The organism is Gemmatimonadaceae bacterium (assembly GCA_030647905.1).
Taxonomy (GTDB): domain Bacteria; phylum Gemmatimonadota; class Gemmatimonadetes; order Gemmatimonadales; family Gemmatimonadaceae; genus UBA4720.
Genome location: JAUSJA010000014.1, coordinates 46411 through 67114, shown reverse-complemented (window position 1 = coordinate 67114; position 20704 = coordinate 46411). Strand labels below are relative to the sequence as shown.

General features: G+C 56.5%; 13 protein-coding genes. 8 read left to right on the top strand and 5 right to left on the bottom strand.

All coding sequences use genetic code 11. The features are described 5' to 3' along the window. Nucleotides 1-13: 13 nt before the first annotated feature. The gene (locus Q7S20_02850) at nucleotides 14-1444 is read left to right on the top strand and encodes an AAA family ATPase (GenBank protein MDO8500759.1); all 1431 of its coding nucleotides are present in this window, start codon (nucleotides 14-16) and stop codon (nucleotides 1442-1444) included. A gap of 601 nt (nucleotides 1445-2045) precedes the next feature. Here the strand turns inward: Q7S20_02850 and Q7S20_02845 are convergent. Continuing rightward, complete coding sequence (locus tag Q7S20_02845) at nucleotides 2046-5768, bottom strand: ATP-binding protein (protein MDO8500758.1); 3723 nt, start codon at nucleotides 5766-5768, stop codon at nucleotides 2046-2048. 479 nt (nucleotides 5769-6247) lie between these two features. Between Q7S20_02845 and Q7S20_02840 the strand changes: the two genes are divergently transcribed. Further along, nucleotides 6248-7054: a helix-turn-helix transcriptional regulator gene (locus tag Q7S20_02840; protein ID MDO8500757.1), complete on the top strand. Its 807-nt coding sequence runs from the start codon at nucleotides 6248-6250 to the stop codon at nucleotides 7052-7054. 182 nt (nucleotides 7055-7236) lie between these two features. After that, nucleotides 7237-8421: a DUF87 domain-containing protein gene (locus Q7S20_02835; protein ID MDO8500756.1), complete on the top strand. Its 1185-nt coding sequence runs from the start codon at nucleotides 7237-7239 to the stop codon at nucleotides 8419-8421. Between the two features lie 109 nt (nucleotides 8422-8530). Here the strand turns inward: Q7S20_02835 and Q7S20_02830 are convergent, their stop codons facing one another. The 3 genes from Q7S20_02830 to Q7S20_02820 all read right to left on the bottom strand — a co-directional run bounded on the left by Q7S20_02830 (nucleotide 8531) and on the right by Q7S20_02820 (nucleotide 11951). Continuing rightward, complete coding sequence (locus Q7S20_02830) at nucleotides 8531-8806, bottom strand: hypothetical protein (GenBank protein MDO8500755.1); 276 nt, start codon at nucleotides 8804-8806, stop codon at nucleotides 8531-8533. 137 nt (nucleotides 8807-8943) lie between these two features. Next, nucleotides 8944-9957, bottom strand: coding sequence for a hypothetical protein (locus Q7S20_02825; GenBank protein ID MDO8500754.1), 1014 nt, complete (start codon nucleotides 9955-9957; stop codon nucleotides 8944-8946). Continuing rightward, on the bottom strand, nucleotides 9954-11951 hold the full coding sequence (locus tag Q7S20_02820) for a hypothetical protein (protein MDO8500753.1): 1998 nt from the start codon (nucleotides 11949-11951) through the stop codon (nucleotides 9954-9956). Before Q7S20_02820 ends, Q7S20_02825 begins: the two co-directional genes overlap by 4 nt. Nucleotides 11952-12323: 372 nt before the next feature. On the opposite strand from Q7S20_02820, the gene Q7S20_02815 reads away from it, so the two are divergent. Then, on the top strand, nucleotides 12324-12980 hold the full coding sequence (locus Q7S20_02815) for a hypothetical protein (GenBank protein MDO8500752.1): 657 nt from the start codon (nucleotides 12324-12326) through the stop codon (nucleotides 12978-12980). A 1-nt stretch (nucleotide 12981) separates the two neighbouring features. After that, a complete protein-coding gene (locus Q7S20_02810; GenBank protein ID MDO8500751.1) occupies nucleotides 12982-16068 on the top strand; it encodes a type IV secretion system DNA-binding domain-containing protein in 3087 nt (1028 codons plus the stop codon). Nucleotides 16069-16178: 110 nt separating this feature from the next. On the opposite strand, the gene Q7S20_02805 is transcribed toward Q7S20_02810, so the two are convergent. Next, complete coding sequence (locus Q7S20_02805) at nucleotides 16179-16418, bottom strand: hypothetical protein (protein ID MDO8500750.1); 240 nt, start codon at nucleotides 16416-16418, stop codon at nucleotides 16179-16181. A gap of 184 nt (nucleotides 16419-16602) precedes the next feature. On the opposite strand from Q7S20_02805, the gene Q7S20_02800 reads away from it, so the two are divergent. From Q7S20_02800 to Q7S20_02790, 3 genes are read left to right on the top strand one after another with little or no spacing between them, the layout of a single operon-like run. Next, complete coding sequence (locus Q7S20_02800; GenBank protein ID MDO8500749.1) at nucleotides 16603-17415, top strand: site-specific DNA-methyltransferase; 813 nt, start codon at nucleotides 16603-16605, stop codon at nucleotides 17413-17415. After that, nucleotides 17412-18749: an ATP-binding protein gene (locus Q7S20_02795; GenBank protein ID MDO8500748.1), complete on the top strand. Its 1338-nt coding sequence runs from the start codon at nucleotides 17412-17414 to the stop codon at nucleotides 18747-18749. Before Q7S20_02800 ends, Q7S20_02795 begins: the two co-directional genes overlap by 4 nt. Next, nucleotides 18746-19690, top strand: coding sequence for a hypothetical protein (locus Q7S20_02790; protein ID MDO8500747.1), 945 nt, complete (start codon nucleotides 18746-18748; stop codon nucleotides 19688-19690). The genes Q7S20_02795 and Q7S20_02790 overlap by 4 nt, the downstream gene beginning before the upstream one ends. Nucleotides 19691-20704: the final 1014 nt, after the last annotated feature.

Below are 20704 nucleotides of genomic sequence, written 5' to 3'. Positions count from 1 at the left end.
CCAATCCTTCTCAATGACAATTCACTTTACATCACTTTCCATAGCACAGCCCCCATATCTAGGTGGAGGTACCTGGATTCTCGAAGGGCTCAACCATATTACGGTCCTGTTCGGCAAGAATGGATCAGGTAAGAGCATTCTTCTTCGAACCCTTCTCAGTCAATCCCCAAACAATCGGCATCTCGCATTGCCGGAGCGTCCAGGGAGTCTCCAGTTCGAACCCCGTTTTGTCACCGAGGAATCATCTGGAGCAAATCGTGCCGGCAATCGCCAACAGAACACGCTGACCGATTACCGCCAGCGAACCTTCGCTCGGCTGCAAGTCCTAATTCAAAAGCGAGGCTTTCTTCTTAAGCCTGGATCAACCGATGACACGATCGAAGATCTTCATAAGCTTATGAAGGACCTGCTTCCGGATTTTACGCTCCGTGTCACATCTGAGATGCCCTATTTCCAACTACAGCGCTCTGACGGAACGCTTGTCACGGAGGTGAATCAGGTGAGTAGCGGGGAAATTGGAATGATTTCCATAGCAGTTGACCTGGCTACCATCTGCGGTATCTGGCATCTCGAGAACACGCCAGAGAGACTCCTCCTAGTCGATGAGCCCGACACTCATCTGCACCCCGATCTACAGGAGTATCTCGCAGCCTTTCTCCTCAAGCTAGCAGAGAAATACAGCGTGCAAATGATAGTCGCCACGCACAGCACTACGTTGCTCGCAGCACTCGGCTATCATGGCAAGGAGAAGACTAGCGCTATCTATCTCAATCGATCGACATTACCTCAAGAGGCAATCAAGTTCACGAAACACCTTCAGGAGGTCTCATCTTGTTTGGGTGGTCATGCTTTGATGGGACCATTATTCGGGTCTCCGCTCTTACTCGTTGAAGGCGACGATGACTATCGTGCCTGGAGCCAGGTCCCTCGGCACCACGTTATCAAGCTGGCAGTCTTGCCGTGCGACGGGGAAGAGATCTTCAAGTACCAAAAGACACTAGAACAAATCTTTGATAGTCTCCGCACTACGACAACACCGCCTGCCGGCTATGCCCTCTTGGATGGGGACAAACGGCTGCCGACCGGCCAGACTACGCCCCAAGATCATGTTCCCTTCCTTCGACTGGAATGTCGCGAATCCGAAAACCTCTACCTCGCTGATGAGGTCATCGCCGATCTCGGTGTCGATTGGCCTACTGGGTGCATCCAAATCAAAGCGCAGGCCGACAAGTACGGCAACAAGGAAGCCGGTCTACTTGGCTGCGATGGATGGGATAGAAAGAGCGTCGATATTAAGCACTTAATCAATGAACTATCAGCCATCTTAGATCCGAAGAATGTTCACTGGACGAAGCGAGTAGGGACGGCAATTGGCAAAGCAAAACCAAGCGGGCAGCTCGCCGACTTTCTTGGGCCTACCATCCTGGAGGCGTTATGGGATTAACCCTTTTTGGTAAATAATTCCACCTAGACAGCAATCAAAATATGTGCTCAACTGCCTACGACGTTCGAACCTTTTTGGAGAAAGGAGATGCGAGCTTCGCTCAAATCATGGAGAACATCCGGAACATTCTGGCCGCCAGTGAGAGCGATCAACGTGCCGCCTAGCACCTCTGGCAACATCCCCAACATCCCCACATCCACCGGCTCGGCCGGCGCCACGCTCTTCCGCTACGCAGCAGGCGCGAATAGTTGTGCGATCAAGTCGTGTACAAATTGGAGCTCGGTGTACGTCATACCGGGCAAACGAAGCGAAAGACCTTTCGGGTGCGCTCTTATATTCCGGAACTGACGGATGCCATCGAGTAAGTGGCGCATGCCTGCTTTCAGCCTCAACGCCTAGTCATCGGCGGATAGCATTGGAGGACCCTCTCTGCCATCGATGTCCGCCTCTACTTCTGCCCAGAAGTTTTCGCTCTCCTTCCTTCTCCGGATGGTTACCAATCCCTTGGGAACGAGTCAGCGGCGCTGAACCGCCTCCTCAAGCATTTTCTTGAGCACTTCACGGAGGCATCATAGCAAGAACCACTGACCGCTGTTTTGTGTCAGCGACCGGACCACACTGCTGACTGCCGATGAATCTCCTGATAATGCTTGAAGTCGGCTGACAACCTATCACGATGTTGATTGAGTGCATCGATAGCTAGAGTTCGTTCTCCCCACGGAAACCAAACAAGACGCTGTTCGTTCTCCTGCAAGTACCGGCGCATTAAGCTCGCGCGCACATACAACAGATGAGAGCCAAAAGTGGCGCCCGGTTCTTTGAATTCTCGGTAAATCGTGGCTTGGTGACCGGAACTGGTAAAATAGTCCCACCGATTCGCATGGTTCACCAGACCGAAGCGATCGCAAAAGGAAGGTGTTGGAACAACCACGCCGCTTACCTGATTGAGTCGGCTGTGGTACCCTTCCCAGCTAAAGCGCGCTCCGAAAACTTCAACTGCTATTCCTCTCCATCTACCATTGGAATAGCGGCCAAACGCAAAGCGCCGGTCAGGCTTCGCAAGCCCTCCTTTCGTGCGCAGACTGACTGCGAAACGCTTAGCCCAAGGAATCTCGCCGCCGAACGTATAGTGGCAGTCGATTGGCTCTGGCAACTGCGAGTTTCCCGGATATTCGACACGGCCATACATCCGGGTCACCAGGTCCTTCTGCCGAATTCGGATGGCGAGCCCGCGAACAAAAGTGAAGACACGACGAGCGTCATCTGGTGCAGCCTGTTCAACAAATCCTTCGACGAGGACCCAAGGTCCCTTGATTCCATCAACTTCATCTCTTCGAAGAAGGTCTGAGTAGTCTGGAGTAGTTCCGTTTGCTATCCATTCGGTATGATCGTGGGGTGCGTTCGCAAACGGATCTGAAAGCTTCGGAAGCCATTCCCTCGCGGGCGTCGGAAAACTTGGATCAATATCTATGTCGGATGTGCGCTCTTCCGACCTCCATTCGGATAGGAGCCCTGCATCCAAACGCAATCCATACTGTTCGAAGTACGAGATCCATGAGTATTTCTTCCCGTACCGGTCTACCTTCTCCGACTCGTCACCTCGAGCATACCAAGAGTACCGGCCAATCAAATCATCAATAGTTTTGAACTGCTTCCCCGAGTAGCCCAAGTTTGCCATCCGCCGCAAAACCTGACGCCGGACCGTCTGATACTCCGCATTGTTGGAATCGTAGTTTCGGCGTTCCGGGATTAGGTGACCGAGAGTGTAGTTATCGAAGTCCATATGTAGCGCATCTGCCACGTCCCCAATTTCATTGTCTGTGATCGCTGAGGCCTCTGGGAACGGCGAGGGAATATGGGTGAGTGGGCTCTTCACGTATCGTTTGGAGCGCGAGGGAATGCATTTCGGTTGAATCCGTTGCCCAAGTTCAACAACGCCGAGCGCAAAGTCTTGCATCAAAACATGCCACGTGCTGTTAGGCGCTGGTGGAACGAACATCTTCTCCGTTAGTTGCTTGGCCAGACGCGGTAATTGTTTGCGGACCGAAGCCCCGTTAGGGTCCGCCCAATAGCGCATCGCCACACCATAACTCGCGGCAAGCAGACGCTCAGGCACATAGGGGTCGTTAAACCCGAGGTTTTGAATTGTAGCCGCGAAGAGAGCGGCGGGATTCCGGCTCCCGAGCTGGACCAGCGCTTTCGTCACTTGATCACGTAATGCTCGACGCGTTGTTGTAAGAAACAGCGCCAATAGAGTTATGGCATCCCGGGCCACACGACGCGGTATGGGAGCATTTTGTGTACGATCAAGCCAGGCGAGGAGGCGGAAGATGGTCGCGGTGTCTGAGGCTTGCCGAATGTACTCCGACCAAAACAGATCGCGAGCCGGCATGGTTTCTTTGGCTAGGTAGCCTCTAAGCCGCGTTGCAGAGTATGGATGTCCCGGCCGGGTCGCTAACGCAACCAATGATTCGAGTGTCTGATTCTTCGCATCATCCCCTGCCCGCCGTAACAAGAATTCGACGATGTAATCGGTTTCGTTACTGAAGGAACCGCTTGAGCGCCATTCCAGGCCATCAAGAAAGGCCCTTTGTACGGGTCTCACGAGCCTTCGCGAAACTGGAAGATAGGTCAGGAGTTCACGCTCGCTTTTTGGGACGTCCCGTTTGACACGTTCCGGGAATTCCAACATCAATGCTGCGGCGAGGCCTGGCATTGCGAAGCTATGGCCGCCAGGAGAAAGAGCGAAGATTTTTCCAAGCGGACGATTGGAATAGAAACTTCGACGAATCGTTCCTGGCGTGTTTGTGTTGAGGTACGCCTGCATCAGGTGCCGCGATATCAGATGGTCGCTGAAACGTTGGTAGGGTAAGCGAACAACCTCCGTATAGGTGCCCGCTGTTTCGTAGTTCACTCCGCGCAGGAGTAAGCCTTCAACGAACAGGCGCTCTAGCAGTCGGGAACATTGGCGGCTTGAATTCCATCCCGTAACCTTTTGAATCTCTGATAGAGCCTCCGGCATTGTTACGTATTCGCGAACGGACGCGGCCATTATTGGCGCAATGCCAATTATCAGTCCGTGCGCTTGCGAGTGATACCCTTTCAGCAAGTCCCAACATGCCTTCGCCGGCAAGGCGAAATCCGTCTCTATGCGCCTGCCGATTTTCTTCACGAAATCCTCCAGGACGCGCGTCATCCCCTTCTGTCCGGAACTCAGATCACGCAAGTACGCTCGTTTGCCGTTCGCTGCGAGGCTGTAAACCGTTTCGCATAACATTTTCAAGAACAACGGTCGAGCAAACTCTGGCGCCAACAGCGGCACATGCGGGGCTGGAATCCTGTAGTACGCGAAATACTCGACCTGCGCGTCAAACTCCACCGTCTCAAAACCCGGATGCTCTATGGTAACAAACGCGGCACGACTGCGAGCAGAAAATATCTGATCGTCGAACGGACGTCGGCAACTGAGGATTACGCCGACATTGTCTAATCCCTTTAACAACCCAGTGATCGCACGAACGCTTCGCTTCCACTGGGCACGATCGCCTTCGTTGATCCCATCAATAATGAGGAGACCACGGCTCGCCGATTGTTGACCAAGTGCGTCTAGCCGCTTGAAGAGTGCGCGCGGATTTTGTGCTAGACGCGTTTGATCGCAAATCGCCTGAAGAGGGTCAATGCCACCGGAAAGATTTTGAGCGAGATAGAAAAGAGTCGGCAGTTTCCGACGGTCGCGTTGAAGCGTGAGGTCGCACAGAAAGTGCGTCTTGCCGGTACCCCATTCACCGAGTAGCAGGACTGCTTTTTTTGTAACAGCATTCCACGCCGGTGATTCCACAAGCAGCACGATTTCTTCCACGGCGTTTTGGATCACTCGCGTCGAGTGCATCGCGTTCTCAACGTCCCGGCGTGCCTTATCATCGTGTGCAGACGCGTGCAGTTTCTCTAGCTCCTGCAACACATGGGAAAGCGACCGCACTACGCGCTTTGTTGCTTTACGAAGGGTAGCGCTTCGCACCTCTACATTTGCCGCATCGGCGGTAATCAATTGATCAAGCTTCGTCGTCAGGTTAGCAAGATTGTATACCCGTCTCTTGAACGTGTTGCGCACTGCAGCCGGTGGATGTTCGGACGCTTTCTTCAAACCGTCTCTGAGTGCTTTGATATGCTCCGCCCAAATCGTATTCAAGGCAACTGCGCTCCCGGTTAGGAGTACTGACTTGATTTCGATGTTCGGAGCATTCGGATCCATGCCGGGAGTGTATCGAGGCCCGGCAAGCTTGACCTGCGTCTTATTTTGTTGAATGAATTCACTTGGTTGCATGATGTGCCAATGACGGTAATGCGGGCGTTGCCATACACTGCTCACGGGTAAACATGAGATTCATTATCGCACCAAATGCAAGAGGGTGCTAAGCCGCGAACATGAATATGCTCCAACCAAAGAAACCCCGTTCTCGCGGCGTTTCTTGCATCCGGCGCGCGTCGTGCACGCCACGCAGAAACCTCCCTCCTGCATTGAGTAGTTGATCGGGTCTACCATTGAGAGTGGAATCGTAGCGGCATAGCCGCGACCGATCCGTTCTTTCACCCACATGCGACGCCGCACTCACGCCGACTTCTCGGTTCTGAGTGCGGCGTCTCGTGTTTCAATCCTACATGAGCCGGGAGGTCAAGATGTACGAGTATCCCATCGCGAAGCGGCGACGACGTTCTGCAAGAGAGTCGCCCAAAGCTCTCGCACACACTATCAAGATACCAAGCCAAACCAAGGCTACGATCGTAACGATGCTCGAGCCCGCCATGCGTAGCAGACTAGATGCTGCCACACTCGGCTCGTTCCTGACAATCCACACGGATTCACTTCACGATGCGTTGGCAGCCGTTCGGAATCCCTCGGCCCGTGCCTTGCTGCTGTCTCCCAGGATGCTCAACGGCTTCAATCTTCCTGATATCGGCAAACTCGTATTGAGTGGCACGGGGGTTTTACCCGTGGCGATTCTGGGTGGCCAAGGCCCAACTGTTGGTCAAGAATTGCTTGACCTCGGGGCATGCGGCGTTCGACGACTTGTCGATCTCAGCGACCGCGATGGGTGGAATAAGTTGCGGGAAATGGTATCCGACGCCGCACGCGCCACCACCATGGAGATTCTCGGGTCGGTACTTTCAGCCCTTGGCGATCCTACTCCGGGAAGTCGACAGTTCTTCGATACGTTGGTCCGGGTGGCGCCGAAGGTGACGACGCTGAAGGTTCTCGCATCGGTGGCACTACAGGCACACGCGAGCACGCTCATGTCTCGATTCTTTCGGGCGAGTTTGCCCTCGCCGAAGCGATACCTCGCTGAAATAAGACTCGTCTACGCCGCAGCGTTGTTGGACTCGCCGGGGGCTTCAATCGCCGACGTCGCCTATCGGCTCGACTATTCATCTCCGCAGAGCTTCGGCAGACATATCCGCGCGATAGCAGGCGTGCCGGCAAGTGAGTTCAGGCGATCTTCGTTCTCGACTGTACTCAATCAGTACACGACGAGTTTGATTGTTCCTTATCAAGCCACGTTTCGGTCGTTCAATCCACTCGGTTTGACTGAGCTGTCTCGGGCGAGGCCTTAGTAAAGGATGCGACCCGATCCAATTGCGGGATCGGTTGATTCAGCCGACGAATAGCACAAACCAGCGACAGAAGTCGCTGGTTTTTTTCTTTGCTCGCTCCGCGACTCCTCGCGGGCAGCCTCCCCAGCCGTGCAGAAAGTTCCCTCTGCGAAGGTTGGCCGCCCGGCGATCACAATGGGAGGATGAAATCGATCAACGGAGACTCCGCAGTCACGTATCTTGGACGCACTAACACCAGCCGTAGCGAAAGGATATTTGGCATTCGACAGCTCGACCGCCGGAGTCACATTGCGATCATCGGCAAGACTGGCACGGGCAAGTCTACGCTCCTGCAGAACATCGTGTGCCAGGACATTCTCGCGGAGCGCGGCGGCGCACTGATCGATCCGCATGGCGATCTCGTTCGTGCAGCCTTGAGATGCGTTCCCGAATCTGGCCGACAGAACATCGTGCTCCTCGATGCGGCAGATCCATCCCTTCGCTACCGATTCAACCCTTTCGCTGGCATCGCGCCAAGCCATCGCGCTCTCGCCGCGGCCGGGCTCGTCGAGGTCTTCAAGAAGATCTGGTCGGACGACTGGGGTCCGCGTCTCGAGCATCTTCTGCGGAACGTGGTATTCACGCTGCTCGAACGACCGGACTCGTCGCTCGCAGACATCCCGCGATTGATCGCGGATCGCACCTTCCGGTCCGGGATAATCGCGAGCATCGAGGACCCGGTGGTCAAGGAGTTCTGGACGAACGAATTCGAGAAGTACTCGCCGGGTTTTCGCTCAGTCGTAGTCGCGCCGCTTCAAAACAAGATCGGCGCCCCCCTCACGGACCCGATCCTCCGTCGTATTCTCACCGAACCGGGTGAGTGGCTCGACCTGCGCCAGATCATGGACGCTGGGAAATTTCTCCTCGTCAATCTGGACAAGGGGCGGATCGGCGAAGGACCGGCCGCTACCCTCGGTTCGTTTCTCGTTTCTCACTTGGCTCTCTCAGCCGTAGCGCGATCCGATACTCCAGAAGCGGAGCGAAGAGATTTCGCCATCGTGCTTGATGAGTTTCAGACCTTCACCACGCTCTCGGTGGCGACGATGCTCGTTGAGCTTCGGAAGTACCGTGTCGGAATGGTTCTCGCCAACCAACACCTCTCGCAGCTCGATCCCGCCATCCGGGACGCTGTCTTCGGCAACGCGGGCACGATTATCTCGTTTCGAGTCGGAGCGGCCGACGGAGCGTTTCTGGCGCGCGAGTTCGCGCCTGTCTTCTCGGCGGAGGATTTCATCAGCCTTCCTCGCTACCACGTCTATCTCCGTCTCCTCATAGACGGAGAAGCCTCACGACCATATTCAGCCACCACCCTTCCGCCGCCGTTCTGATGGCGCGAGTTGCTGGATTCCTTCTGGAAGTCCACCGATGTCGCATTTCTAGGTAATGAAAAACCGCCGAGCACACGAATGTGTCCGGCGGGTACTGAAGTCCCGAGAATTACGGGTTCGAGAGTTGCCGCCGTAAATCGAGATTTTCCAGCAGCAGCGCGTCTGTGGATTCGCCGACGTTTACGATCGAACTCTCAAGACTGCCGATCAAGTCGGCAAGTCTCCGCAGCTCCTCGGCTTTCAAACGAGATGCTCCATTCGTTGAGTCGAAGACCGGCGAAAGAAGCGATTGCGCCTCGTGCAGCAACGTCAACTGGTCGGAACATTGTTTCGTTGCGCTAACATGGACGTGAGCGCATATCATAGCAAAACTGTCGTTGGGCATCACTGCCTCCTCCGGTGCAGGGAGAGCAACACGAATCACCGCGTCGCTCTTGCTGAACCGGGTTCCCAACAGCCTCGCCCGACCTCCGATATTCAGTCTACCGCAACTCGCGTATCAGTACAACAGCGAGAAAGCCACTACGCGATCCCGAACCATCGAGTGTCAGCGATGCCTTCGGTGTAGCCGGCATCATACTGCTGCGGCACTGGGTACACAAACCATGACGCTTGGTCGTAGTCCGCAGCCAGGCGAAGGGCGACATTACTAATGAGAGACTTCGGACCAAAGGGGAAAAGGATGACCGGTGCACCATGGGACTTGGCGGAGTCAATTTGCGCGCCGACCAACGATGCGACGCGCCCATAGTCTACGGAATCAACGCTGACGGCCTCCCAGTCCGCAAATCGCATTCCTCTCAAGCGACGAATCGTACGCCGGTTGACCGCCGCGCTTCTCAGCTTCCAGTCCGGCCTTCGCGGTGTATCTACGTGAACGATGATTCCCCCCGACGGCTCGAGCTCACTGAGTGCAAAGACGAGCCGATCCGCCTCATGACCCAGCAGGATTATGCCCCTGCTATACTCTTCATTGAATAATCGTGCAGACTGCGCGAGCGGAGCAATGATCACGTCGCGCCACCCTTCGGCGCTCTCCGAATGGATCCCACCGTAGTTCTCGGGAAGCGTATAGGAGAGAACCCATTTCTGTTCAGGGCTAAGTTTGGCTAGCTCCGCTGCAAGGGCGAGCGTGTGAATCTTCGTCAAGCATGTTATGTCGATTACCGTGAGATCCGCATGCTCTTGTGACAGCACATCACGCAAGAACGCCGCAAACTCCGCGAACGAATAGGCGTCAACCGGATGTTCGAAAGGTTCTACCGGGAACACGGCGCTCGCGTCACGGCGCAATCGGTCAAGGTTCTGTTGGCGATTCCGATCTCCGTCGGGGTCAAGGCCAAGATTCGTCTGGTAATCGAGAATGACTCCGCAAGATAGTCTGACTCGCTCGCGTATCATCGTTGCCATTGCGCCACAGCATCGCTCTTCGAAACTTGCTGCCCCGATCCAGAATGTCTTGCGAGCATCGGCCGCCAGCTTTCTCACGTCCGCGAGTGAAAAGCCGCGGACTCCTGAATCGAGCGACGTGATCATTCCTCGTTTCCCTTCGACGTTGACCACTTGCGATATCGCTGGCCAAACTGCCGAATAGCTGCTGGGACATCTTCAAGCCCCATTAGCGTGGCGATGTCCGTGCACCTCCGCAAGCTGTCGGCAACCCATGTTCCTGGTTGCGCGCCATGCTCTTCAATCAGGATAAGTTGCCGTTGGAGCTGCATCGCTCTGGGCATCGCTACGACTGCGCCGCAGACAAAATGTGCGATGCTGTCGTTAAGCGTTCCATCAAAACTGGCAACAACCAGCGTTGCTTGAGCGGCGCGCTCGATTAGGCGTTCTTCGCTTGTGCTGGTGTCGAAGCATTCTATGGAAAGACCTTCCCGGCCCGCCGCCGTTATCGACTGCTCAAGCGCGTGCTTGTTCCAATCCAATGATCGTAGCCACACTGCCAGTCCCGGGACGGGCTGCTTTGGCTTGTGTTGCCTGGGATCCGCAAGCTGGACCTGGATGCTATTCAGCAACGCCTGCATTTCATCGGCGCTGCCGAACGTCGCCGTTTGGGTCGCTGTGAGCCAGCGGGGCATCGTCTTCAACGCAGCATGATCGGCAACTACGGGAATGCGACTCTTCCCCAAGCCGTAGGCAAATCCTAACTCGAACATGACCTCGCAGGTTACGCCCGTAACATCACCCACTACCAGCTTTGAGCGGCGGATGCGATCGCGGACCGACTGTGCCCAGGGATCGCCGTGCGGTACTCTGCCGTCTTCGAGTACAACTCGGGAGAGTGTTCGATGATGTTCCATCGCGCTCGCCAATTCTCGGCGGAACTGCACGCTCTCGTTGATGCGAAAGCGATAGGCCACGAAGATGTGAGGCGGCTTCACTGCTCCGCCACCTGCACTTAGCGCCCGAGCCTCGGTATGGACTAGAACGATCGGCGCGGGCTGAAGCGAACTCCAAGGTGGATCGCCCTTTTCCCAAGTGAGTATCGGTGGTATTTCAATTAGTGAAGGGGTGACACCGGGCATCCATCTGGCCCCTTCAGGCATGGCAATGGCTCCAGTCCTAAGCGCCATCTCTACAAAACTGTTGAAGGCGCTGGGCGTTCCGAAGAGATCGCCCGGTGCCTGACTGTTTACTCTAAGGTAAACCGGGCCGTCGATTCGGCCGGGTCGTACCAGTGCTTCCTCACGCAACTGCCGAATCATTCCGCGAAAACTTGGATGAAACCGCTGAAGTGTGCTTTGTGCAGCATGCAGCGTATTCTCACGGTAGTCGTCCAGCGCGGCAACAAGCTGTTCTTTCGCCTCATCATGCGAAACACTGAGGTACCGGACAAAGATCTCAAGTGCGTTGCGAACAGAGTCTCTCGAGAGGGTGATGACTTCATCACGCACTTCGGACGGGATCGAGTGATACGCGGCGCCGAGTTGGGCTTCTACAGCTGAAGCCACAAACGCGCGCCACTCAGTTGACCGCGGATTAGTGCCAAGGTGCGCGATCGCGTAATGGTCACCGCCGGTCACGTCGTCCTGTCGGCTCATCGTGTAGCCGCCATGGCCCGGGCGGAGGGCGACGAGGACAACGTACTCGTTGGACTGATCTAGCAGTTCAAGGACCGGAATCAGTGCGGGCGTGGGCACCATGTCCGCCTTATCCAGCAACAGAAGCAGCGGTCCGTGCGACGTCTGTCCCAAGCTCGCTAACGCACTGACACTCTCTGGTAGTGCGCGCCTCAGATCGATGCCAATGAAATCTTGTACTGGGGCCTCGGCGAGTTTTTCTCTGAGATCACTTAGGGCCTGCGGTTCGATGAGACCAGCGGTGATCCGAAGGCTTCGGGGCAGGCAAGGATTGATGATTTCGGCGGCCACGCCTATTCCCTTGCGGGTCACCCGCTCAGCGATGCTCACGGCGAGTAACGAGGTAGCCTTGCTACTGATGAGTCCCTCCATCGCAGCCGAATAGTCGGAGGACAGCGGTCCATGGCCTGTCTGCTTTGTGATGCTCGCGAGTTCAGCTGCCAACGCCACACTCACGGCGATCCCGCGATGGGTTTGTTTGTGGTGACGAAGCAACACAGTCTTTCCGACCCCACGAGATCCGACTATCAACGAGCTTCGAACGAAGCTAGGTGGTGCTCCCGGTGGCGCCCGGAAGATGTTCTCCAGGCGGCCGTCAGGGATCTTTTCACCTTCAACCCAGACCTCGGGTGGGGAAGGAACGTTCTTGGGCATTGGCTAGGTCAGGACTGAATCGAAATTTGACGAGAGACTACAGAATCTATCTCCGTCTCCTCATAGACGGAGAGTCTTCACGACCATATTCAGCCACCACCCTTCCGCCACCCGCCTCATCGCGCTCTCTTCCTAGGTTCGTTCCCCCTGACAGGAGGCAGGATGGCACAGTCGGTGGAGGTCATCTCGCACTGGCACCAGTCCGTCGAGGGCTTGAGCACCTCGACCCTTGATTACTACGCGGCCGTCGAGAAGGCGCTTCGGGACAAGGAAGTGCCTGAGTTGCAAATCGAGCGGATCACTGCGAGCGAGTCCGGTATCCTGTCCGCCAAGCGCGAGTATCTGCGTGCCCGGTATGGACGTCTCAGCTTCGACATCTGCGGCGCCCCGTTCGGCAAGGACTTCTTCTTCTCGTGGTGGCTCGTCAAGCGAATACCTGGCTTCGCGGCCCTTTGGGGCTGCGCGAGTCTCGTCGGCCTCTCGTTCCTCACTCTCGTCTTCATTGGGGCGATGGGGTTTTTCAAGGGCATCCTCTTCGCTCTGGTCGCGGTCGGCGTCGGGACAGCCATTCTACGAGGCGCCTTCGCGGACGGGTGGAGTGCAATCGAAGACACAATCTTGGTCATGCCGATCATCGGGCTTCTCTACAAGAAGTTCGTGAATCCCGTCACGTACTACTCCGAAGACACTCGATTGATGTTTGAGGATACCGTTCATCGCGTGGTGGTCCAGGTGGTGGAGGGAATCCTCACCATCAACAAGCTCCCCGAGATACCGGCTGAGAAACTGAAGCCACAGTCTCGAAGCGCTCTCTCCTAGCATGCATCCGACCGACATCCTCCGCCTCTTTGATCAGTGGGAGGGGCGGACCCGTGGCGTGACCACGTCGTCACAACGTGTTCCGATCGAACCGGCGTACTCGCCACTCTTTCCAAAGGAGCGGACGCCGAAGCCCATTCTTGACGACGCGCGCAGGCCCGGACTGTTTGATCGCCCGCGCCCGACAATCCATGAGCCGGCGCCGAGCGGAGTAGCGGAATCCACGGAGACGCCCCGGTCCGCGATTCAGAGGGAGATTGTCGAGTTCGAGCTTCTTCTTTCGGCGGACTTCGCCGTGAAGCCGGGCGCGGCGAGAAGCTGGCTGGCATCTCTGCGGAGCCTCACCGAGCCCTTGAGTTTTGAAGTGCTTGGGCTGCCGGATAGAGTAGTGGTGCAGCTCGCCTGCGGCGTACTGGATTCCGCATCCATAATTGGCTCGATGCGCTCCTATTTCCCCGAAGCGAAAGCCCGAGAGAGAAGAGACTTCCTGCGGCAAGAATGGGAGCGAGATGAAGGATACGGCGTCATTCTCGGTTTCGGTCTCGAGGAACGCGTCTTCAGGGAGCTTCGGACCGAGGACAAGTTCGACGTCGATCCTCTCATCGGAATCATTGGAGAGTTGAACCGACTCTCGGAGGGAGAGCTTGGCCTTGTTCAGCTGATTGTAGAACCGGCGAAGGAACCGTGGGGAGAGGAGTTCGAGAACTTCGCATTAAGCATCGAAGATGCGGACAGCGTTCTTCCGCTTATTCGTTCCAAGTTCTCGGAGCCGCTTTTCGCCGCGGTTCTTCGGGTGGCAGCAATTGCACCCGAGAAAGATCGCGCCGTTGAAAGGGCGCGGAACTTGGCGTACGCGGTGTCCGGGGCTATGCGCTCTGAGGCAAACGAACTGGTTCTCGCTGACTCGGGCGAACACTCCTTTGAGACTGAGGTTGAAGACCTCCTGGACCGCGCCGCCCATCGGAGCGGCATGCTGCTCTCACTATCCGAAATCCTGACGCTGCTTCACCCGCCATCCACTTCCGTGCGTTCTGAGCGTCTGGTACGACAGGGCGCGCGCACGAAATCAGCTCCGGCATCCGCTGTCGGGCGCGGTCTTCTTCTCGGTGCGAATGAGCACGATGGAGAGACGCTCCAGGTGTCCCTCTCCACGGAAGAACGCCTGCGGCACACCTACGTCATCGGAGCGAGTGGCACGGGGAAAAGCACACTCCTTCTCTCGATGGCGATGCAAGACATCGCAGCCGGTAATGGCTTCGCTGTTCTTGACCCGCACGGCGACCTCATCGAGGACATCCTGGCACGTATTCCGGAGGAACGTGCGGGCGACGTTGTCGTCTTCGATCCTGCAGACGAAGCCTACCCCGTCGGTTTCAACATTCTTTCGGCGCATTCGGAACTCGAACGGACGCTTCTATCGTCCGACTTGGTAGCGGTCTTCAAACGTCTCTCTACGAGTTTCGGGGATCAGATGGTGGCGGTGCTCGGGAATGCGATCCTCGCATTCCTTGAAAGTACCGACGGCGGGACTCTTCTCGATCTCCGCCGATTTCTTATCGACAAGAGTTTCCGAGCGCGGTTCCTTGAAACCGTGCAGGACGAACACGTCGTCTCGTACTGGCAGGAAGAGTTCACGCTTCTGAAGGGGTTACCGCACGCTCCCATCCTGACCCGCCTCAATACTTTCCTCCGACCGAAGCTCATTCGGCACATGGTGGCGCAGAAGGAAGATCGCCTCGACATGCGAGCCATCATGGATGGGAAGAAGATTCTCGTCGCGAAGCTTTCCCAAGGTGGGATCGGCGAGGAGAACTCGCATCTCCTCGGGTCGCTCATCGTGGCGAAGATTGCCCAGGCGGCGATGAGTCGGCAGGACGAAGCGGCGGCGGCGCGAGTTCCATTCTTCCTTTATATCGACGAGTTCCAGAACTTCATTACGCCGTCGCTGGCGGCTATTCTCTCTGGCGCTCGCAAGTACGGACTCGGTCTCACTCTTGCGCATCAAGAGATGCGACAGCTCAAGAGTCGGAGCGAAGAGGTCGCGAGCGCAGCGCTCGGGAACGCATTTACCCGCATCGTCTTTCGCGTGGGAGATCAGGACGCGAAAACGCTCGCGGACGGATTCTCGTTCTTCGAAGCCAACGACTTGCAGAACCTTGGCATCGGCGAAGCAATCGCTCGAATCGAGCGTCCGGATTTCGACTTCAACCTTCGGACCTCTCCGCTCGCGCCAGTACCAGAAGACGTTGGCCGAAGTCGCCGGAATGCAGTTCTTTACGCGTCACGCACGAACTTCGCAACGCCGAAAGAGGAGGTTGAATCGGATCTCCGCGCACGGGGTGCAGCAGAACGAAGCGGAGAAGTCGAGGAGGTCCGAACTGCGAAAAGGCGTACATCACGACCAGAGACAACCTCGCCGACACCCGTCTCGACTCCACCCGCCGATCATCTTCCCGGCCGTGGCGGACCTCAGCACAAATATCTTCAGTCGCTAATACGCAAATTGGCCGAAGATCGCGGGTTCAAGGTGACCGTAGAAACGCGCGTGCTCGATGGTCACGGTCACATTGACGTCTATCTCGAACGGGAAGAACTCTCTATTGGCTGCGAAATTTCGGTGAGCACGCGCGCTGAGCACGAGACTCAGAATCTCTCGAAGTGCTTGTCCGCCGGATTCGGCTACGCGGTTCTCGTGAGTCCGGATGAGCGGACCCTCTCGGAAGCGCGAACGCTTTTCGGCGAAGTTGACGAGAAGCGTGTTCGATTCCTCTCGCCGGACGACTTCATCGGGTTCCTGGATGAATTCGAAAGTCCGAAGTTGCCGGTGGACGAGATGCACCCGATCAAGTCTCGGGGGGGCGGCCAAGGGCATAGCAAGGAGGCTCCCGAGACGCAGCGTATGCTCATTGCCGAAGATGCTGCCGCCTACCTCGGCCTCGCGACACAGACCCTCGCCAAGCTGCGATGGAGTGGCGACTCGCCGCCGTACTTCAAGGTGGGGCGGAGAGTCCTCTATGAGCGGGACGAGCTCGACGCCTGGCTCGCGACACGGAAGCGGCGTTCCACCTCGGACGTAGGCTCAGAATAGATCTCGGGCCGGCACGCCTGATAAGCGTGAGGTCGCTGGTTCAAATCCAGTCGCCCCGACTGAGCTCAACTTCCACCTCTGCAACGGCTTCCGCTGCAGACCTTTGCAGCCTACGGCGGGAACGGCGGCCCAGCAGTCTGCTGGGTACTGTGATGCGTCAGCAGTTGCCAGCGACCATTACGAAATGCGTACACCCGCGCGTAGCGAATGGTGTACTCGACTGTCGTGCCATCAGGCCCGAGCCGACGCACATGGATGCGGCCCGTCGTTAGCGGCACGTCCTCGTGGACTTCGACATCCAGCGAAAACCCATCGACGGCGAAGCACACCAAAACGGCGAGGGGAAGCAAAGATCCTTAAGCTTTCAGAGACGGCAAGTATCGAACGAGATCGGCAGTGAAAGGAGCGAATTAGGCTCAGCCCTGGATCCCGATAGTCTTCTGAATCATCTTTTCGTACTGCCTTCTGGACCTTCATCGGCGGCATCGGTAGAATTGCTGACCGAATCAAAACTAGGACGATGACGAGGCTTGCTTGGCCGAGCTCAAAATATTTCGCGCCTTCGATAGGGTCAGTGCACGTGGCCGACTGTACCATGGGGACGCGCTTGACCTCCTAGAGTCGCTGGATGACGGGTCGGCATCGATTGTCTTTCTTGATCCCCCTTTTAACCTGGGGAAAAAATACAACTCAAGGAAACGCACACAGGATAACCAGCCCGAGGCCGTTTATCAGGCCTGGATGGAAACCATCCTGAAACAGGCGATCCGGGTGTTGGCTCCGGGTGGAGCGCTCTACCTCTACCACATCCCGATTTGGGCCATGCGGCTTGGCGGCATCGTCGAACGGGATCTTGTTCTGCGCCACTGGATCGCCATCTCGATGAAGAACGGATTCGTTCGAGGCAAACGCCTATATCCAGCGCACTACTCGCTCCTGTACTTCACGAAAGGACCCCCGAAGAACTTCCGACGGCCGAAGGTCAAGCCCGTTGTTTGCCGCTACTGCAAGAAGACCGTCAAAGACTACGGGGGCTATCGAACGATCATCGAGAAGAAGGGCATCAACCTCAGCGATTTTTGGGACGACGTTAGCCCGGTTCGCCATGCGAGCACCAAGTTGCGAAAGCAGAATCAGCTTCCGCTGAGTGTCACTGATCGCGTGTTCCACATCAGCGGCACGAAGGGTGGCCTTGCAGTCGATCCGTTCGCAGGAAGTGGAAGTGCTCTTGTTTCGGCCGTGACACACGGGATGCGATTTGCGGCCTGCGACGCTGTGAAGGACAATTGTCGCGTCATCGAAAGGCGCCTAGACAGCCTCAAGGCCTCTACCCGGGAAAAGAAATGACTCTTCAAGCCGATGCGACACCGACGAAGCGCTTCTTCATCGATAACCTGACTCGGGATCTGACCCTCGAAGACGCGATTCTCGACCTCGTGGATAACTCGATCGATGCGTTCATCAGAACTCGGAATATCGACGTGTCACCTGCCTTGCTCCGAGGTGCCATTGACGGCGGCGGACTTCCCGCGAGTGCTCCGGCGGCGCCCCCGATCAAGATAACTGTCAACGCGAACGAAATTGTCATCGCAGACCGATGCGGTGGCATCGCCGTTGACAGGGCGGAAACTGAAGTGTTTAGGATTGGCAGGGTCGACTCAGAGATTGAGAGCGCCCTTGGCGTCTACGGCATCGGGCTGAAACGCGCAATCTTCAAGATCGGGCGAGACATCACGATCCAATCCCACACCGAAAATGATGGATTCCTGATGAGACTCGACGTGAATAAGTGGGCTGGGGAAGACAGCTGGATGATTCCCTTCGAAGTCGCTCCGAAGGCGAAATCAAAGGCGCAGGCGGGAACGACCATAACCATCCGTAAGCTCACGCCCGAGGTGCTACTGCGCATCAAGGATCCCGTCCTGATGAGGCGCCTCTTCGAGGGGCTTTCCAGCACCTACACGCTGTTCCTGGGACGATTCCTACACATCACCCTTAACGACAAGCCGGTGGCCGCGAAGCCCCTTCCGCTTGGCAGCTCCGCAGATCTGGAACCGGCTTTTCGCGAACTCACCTTCGGTGACGTGAAGGTTGAACTCTTTGCGGGGTTGGCCGGAAGAAAGGCCGGGGAGTGGAATATCGATCGCGCTGGTTGGTACGTCCTCTGTAATGGCCGAGTTGTTGTTCATGCCGACAAGACGGAGACAACCGGGTGGGGCCTCAACGGCCCGCAGTTCGTTAGCAAGTACCGCGGATTCGTCGGGATCGCGTTTTTCTTCTCGGAGAACCCAGCCTCTCTGCCCTGGACGACGACGAAGCGGGGTCTGAACCAAGAATCGGAAGCCTATCTCCGCACCCGCCTTGAGATGATGGCTACCGCGCGGCCCGTGCTGACCTTCCTGAACAATATGTATCCGAGCGAACCGGCTCCGGATGTCGCGGAGCGGACCATGGTGGACAAGCTGACGGTTGTCGATCTGCGCTCGATAACCGCGAAGCCGAACGCAGCCTTTACAGCGAAGGTCATTCGCCAGGCGAAGAAGAATGTGTCCGTTCAGTACAGCGCGCCCTTGGCGGATGTCGAGCAAATCAAGAAGAAGATCAACAAACCCTCAATGGGCGCCGGTGCGGTCGGTCTCCACACCTTCAAGTATTTCCTTCGCATGGAGTGCGCGGAGTGACAACAGCAACCGAGAGCTACAAGAAAGTTCCCTACGATCTGCGAACGGCGAAGCAGATCGAGCGACGCATGATCATTGATACCCTGATGATTCTCGCCGCAGCGGGCTTCCCGATCCGAGATTCCCAGTACACCGGATTTGGCTCGATCTTTTTTGTCGATTTCATTTTGGTCCACAAGCTCCTCGGCGTCCGCCGGATGCTCACGGTTGAGAAAGACAAAACGATCCGTAAGCGGATCAAGTTCAACAAGCCATTTTCGGCGGTCGGCATCGAGATGTCGAAAGCGGAGGATGTGATTCCAAAGCTGGACCGCGACCAGAAACACATTCTCTGGCTCGACTACGATTTTCGCATGAACAAGATCGCGGTGGACGACGCCGCGATGGCCTCGTTTGTCCTTTCGCCCGGTTCAATTCTATTGGTCACAGTCGATGTGAAACGGCCCGACGAAGGTGGGCCGACCGACTGGTTCGATTTCTACGAAGACGAGGTTGGCAAGTTTTTCGGGCCGGGATGGACCGCCGAAAACGAGTTCGCGCAAGAGTCGCTTCCGAATACAAACGCCCAAGTCTTGTTCAACGCCATCAACTCGGGGCTTTCGAGTCGCCCCAACGTGCATTTCATCCCCTTGTTCAATTTTCTCTACGAGGACGGGCATCCGATGCTCACGGTCGGTGGCATGATTGGCACGGACGCCGATGCGCGGGTCGTAGGCGGCTGCGATTTTTCGAGAGCTCCCTTCATCCGACAGAACGTCACACTCTCTCCGTACCACATTCGGGTGCCGATATTAACGCGGAAGGAGAGGACCGCGCTCGACCATCACATGCCGTGTGGTGACGATTGGAAGCCGAAGGAGTTCGAGATGGCCCCGGAAGACATCGCGTCGTACCGGGAGATTTACAGATACTTTCCAGTGTACGCCGAACTCTTGCTCTGACCCGAGGCTCGACATTTCCAGGAGAGTTCCGTCATGGCTACTTGGCTTCAGTGAGGGATACGATCCGCGGGCCAAGCTGAACGATGGCAACGCTCCTGCACAGATTGTTCGGCTGACACAGTACAGTGCTTGTCTCGGTCGCGCTCCGGGACGCGAGGCGAGTAACCGACAACCACTGATATCGCGTGTAAGAAGGGCGCTTTCTGCTGCGGTATCGTACTGCCGACGCAGCAACAATGCACGGGTGCCGCAAATCAACGAACGTCAGCCATTCGAATTTGATATGCGCTATGCGGAGTGGGCCTCCTCCGATTTGATGGACACCTCAATAGCTCTACCTGAAGTCTCTAGGCCGGGACGCTTCAGCTCTGCGTTTAGCCGCACCGCATCCTCCCATGCACGACCATGACATTCCCTGAAACGCTTCCTCGAACCGCAGAGACAGGAGCGATCGGCACTCGGTCAAGTTTTTTGCCGCTTGGGATATTAGGCCGTATTGGGGCCCTACCGAAATGTCGATTTCGTGTCACGGAGTGCTGTTTTTCTCTCATTCGGTGGATGGACAAAGCAGATCAAGGCTTGGGTGACGCCAGTGGAGCAACTTGAGATCGAAGACGGAGGACGATTGGCGTCTTCGACAAGTTCGTCTCCCTCCGGCGAAATAGCTCCAACGGCTTCCTATGTGCTTCCTACAAACAAAACGCCCCGTCAATCTCTGGCGGGGCGTTCATCATATCTCTACTAATAACAACTACTTACAATATCGGGACGGCGGGATTTGAACCCGCGGCCCCCTGAACCCCATTCAGGTGCGCTAGTCCGTCTGTGAGTGACACACTCCCGGCGAAAAACCCGCCTGGGAATTGCCCGGCGCGGTCTTTGGGTTACCATCAACTTCCAACGATCCAATACGTTGCCGAGTGACCCGGACGCGTCTCAAATCAGCGACCTAGACCTTGTGCTTCATCTGAAAGATGTGCGCGTTGCTTTTGTTTCGGACATCCGAATCGGGCG

Bases quoted from the DNA above. Each gene is read 5' to 3' on its own strand.
- Q7S20_02850 (MDO8500759.1), top strand. From the start codon at position 14: ATGACAATTCACTTTACATCACTTTCCATAGCACAGCCCCCATATCTA.
- Q7S20_02845 (MDO8500758.1), bottom strand. From the start codon at position 5,768: ATGCAACCAAGTGAATTCATTCAACAAAATAAGACGCAGGTCAAGCTT.
- Q7S20_02840 (MDO8500757.1), top strand. From the start codon at position 6,248: ATGCGTAGCAGACTAGATGCTGCCACACTCGGCTCGTTCCTGACAATC.
- Q7S20_02835 (MDO8500756.1), top strand. From the start codon at position 7,237: ATGAAATCGATCAACGGAGACTCCGCAGTCACGTATCTTGGACGCACT.
- Q7S20_02830 (MDO8500755.1), bottom strand. From the start codon at position 8,806: ATGCCCAACGACAGTTTTGCTATGATATGCGCTCACGTCCATGTTAGC.
- Q7S20_02825 (MDO8500754.1), bottom strand. From the start codon at position 9,957: ATGATCACGTCGCTCGATTCAGGAGTCCGCGGCTTTTCACTCGCGGAC.
- Q7S20_02815 (MDO8500752.1), top strand. From the start codon at position 12,324: ATGGCACAGTCGGTGGAGGTCATCTCGCACTGGCACCAGTCCGTCGAG.
- Q7S20_02810 (MDO8500751.1), top strand. From the start codon at position 12,982: ATGCATCCGACCGACATCCTCCGCCTCTTTGATCAGTGGGAGGGGCGG.
- Q7S20_02795 (MDO8500748.1), top strand. From the start codon at position 17,412: ATGACTCTTCAAGCCGATGCGACACCGACGAAGCGCTTCTTCATCGAT.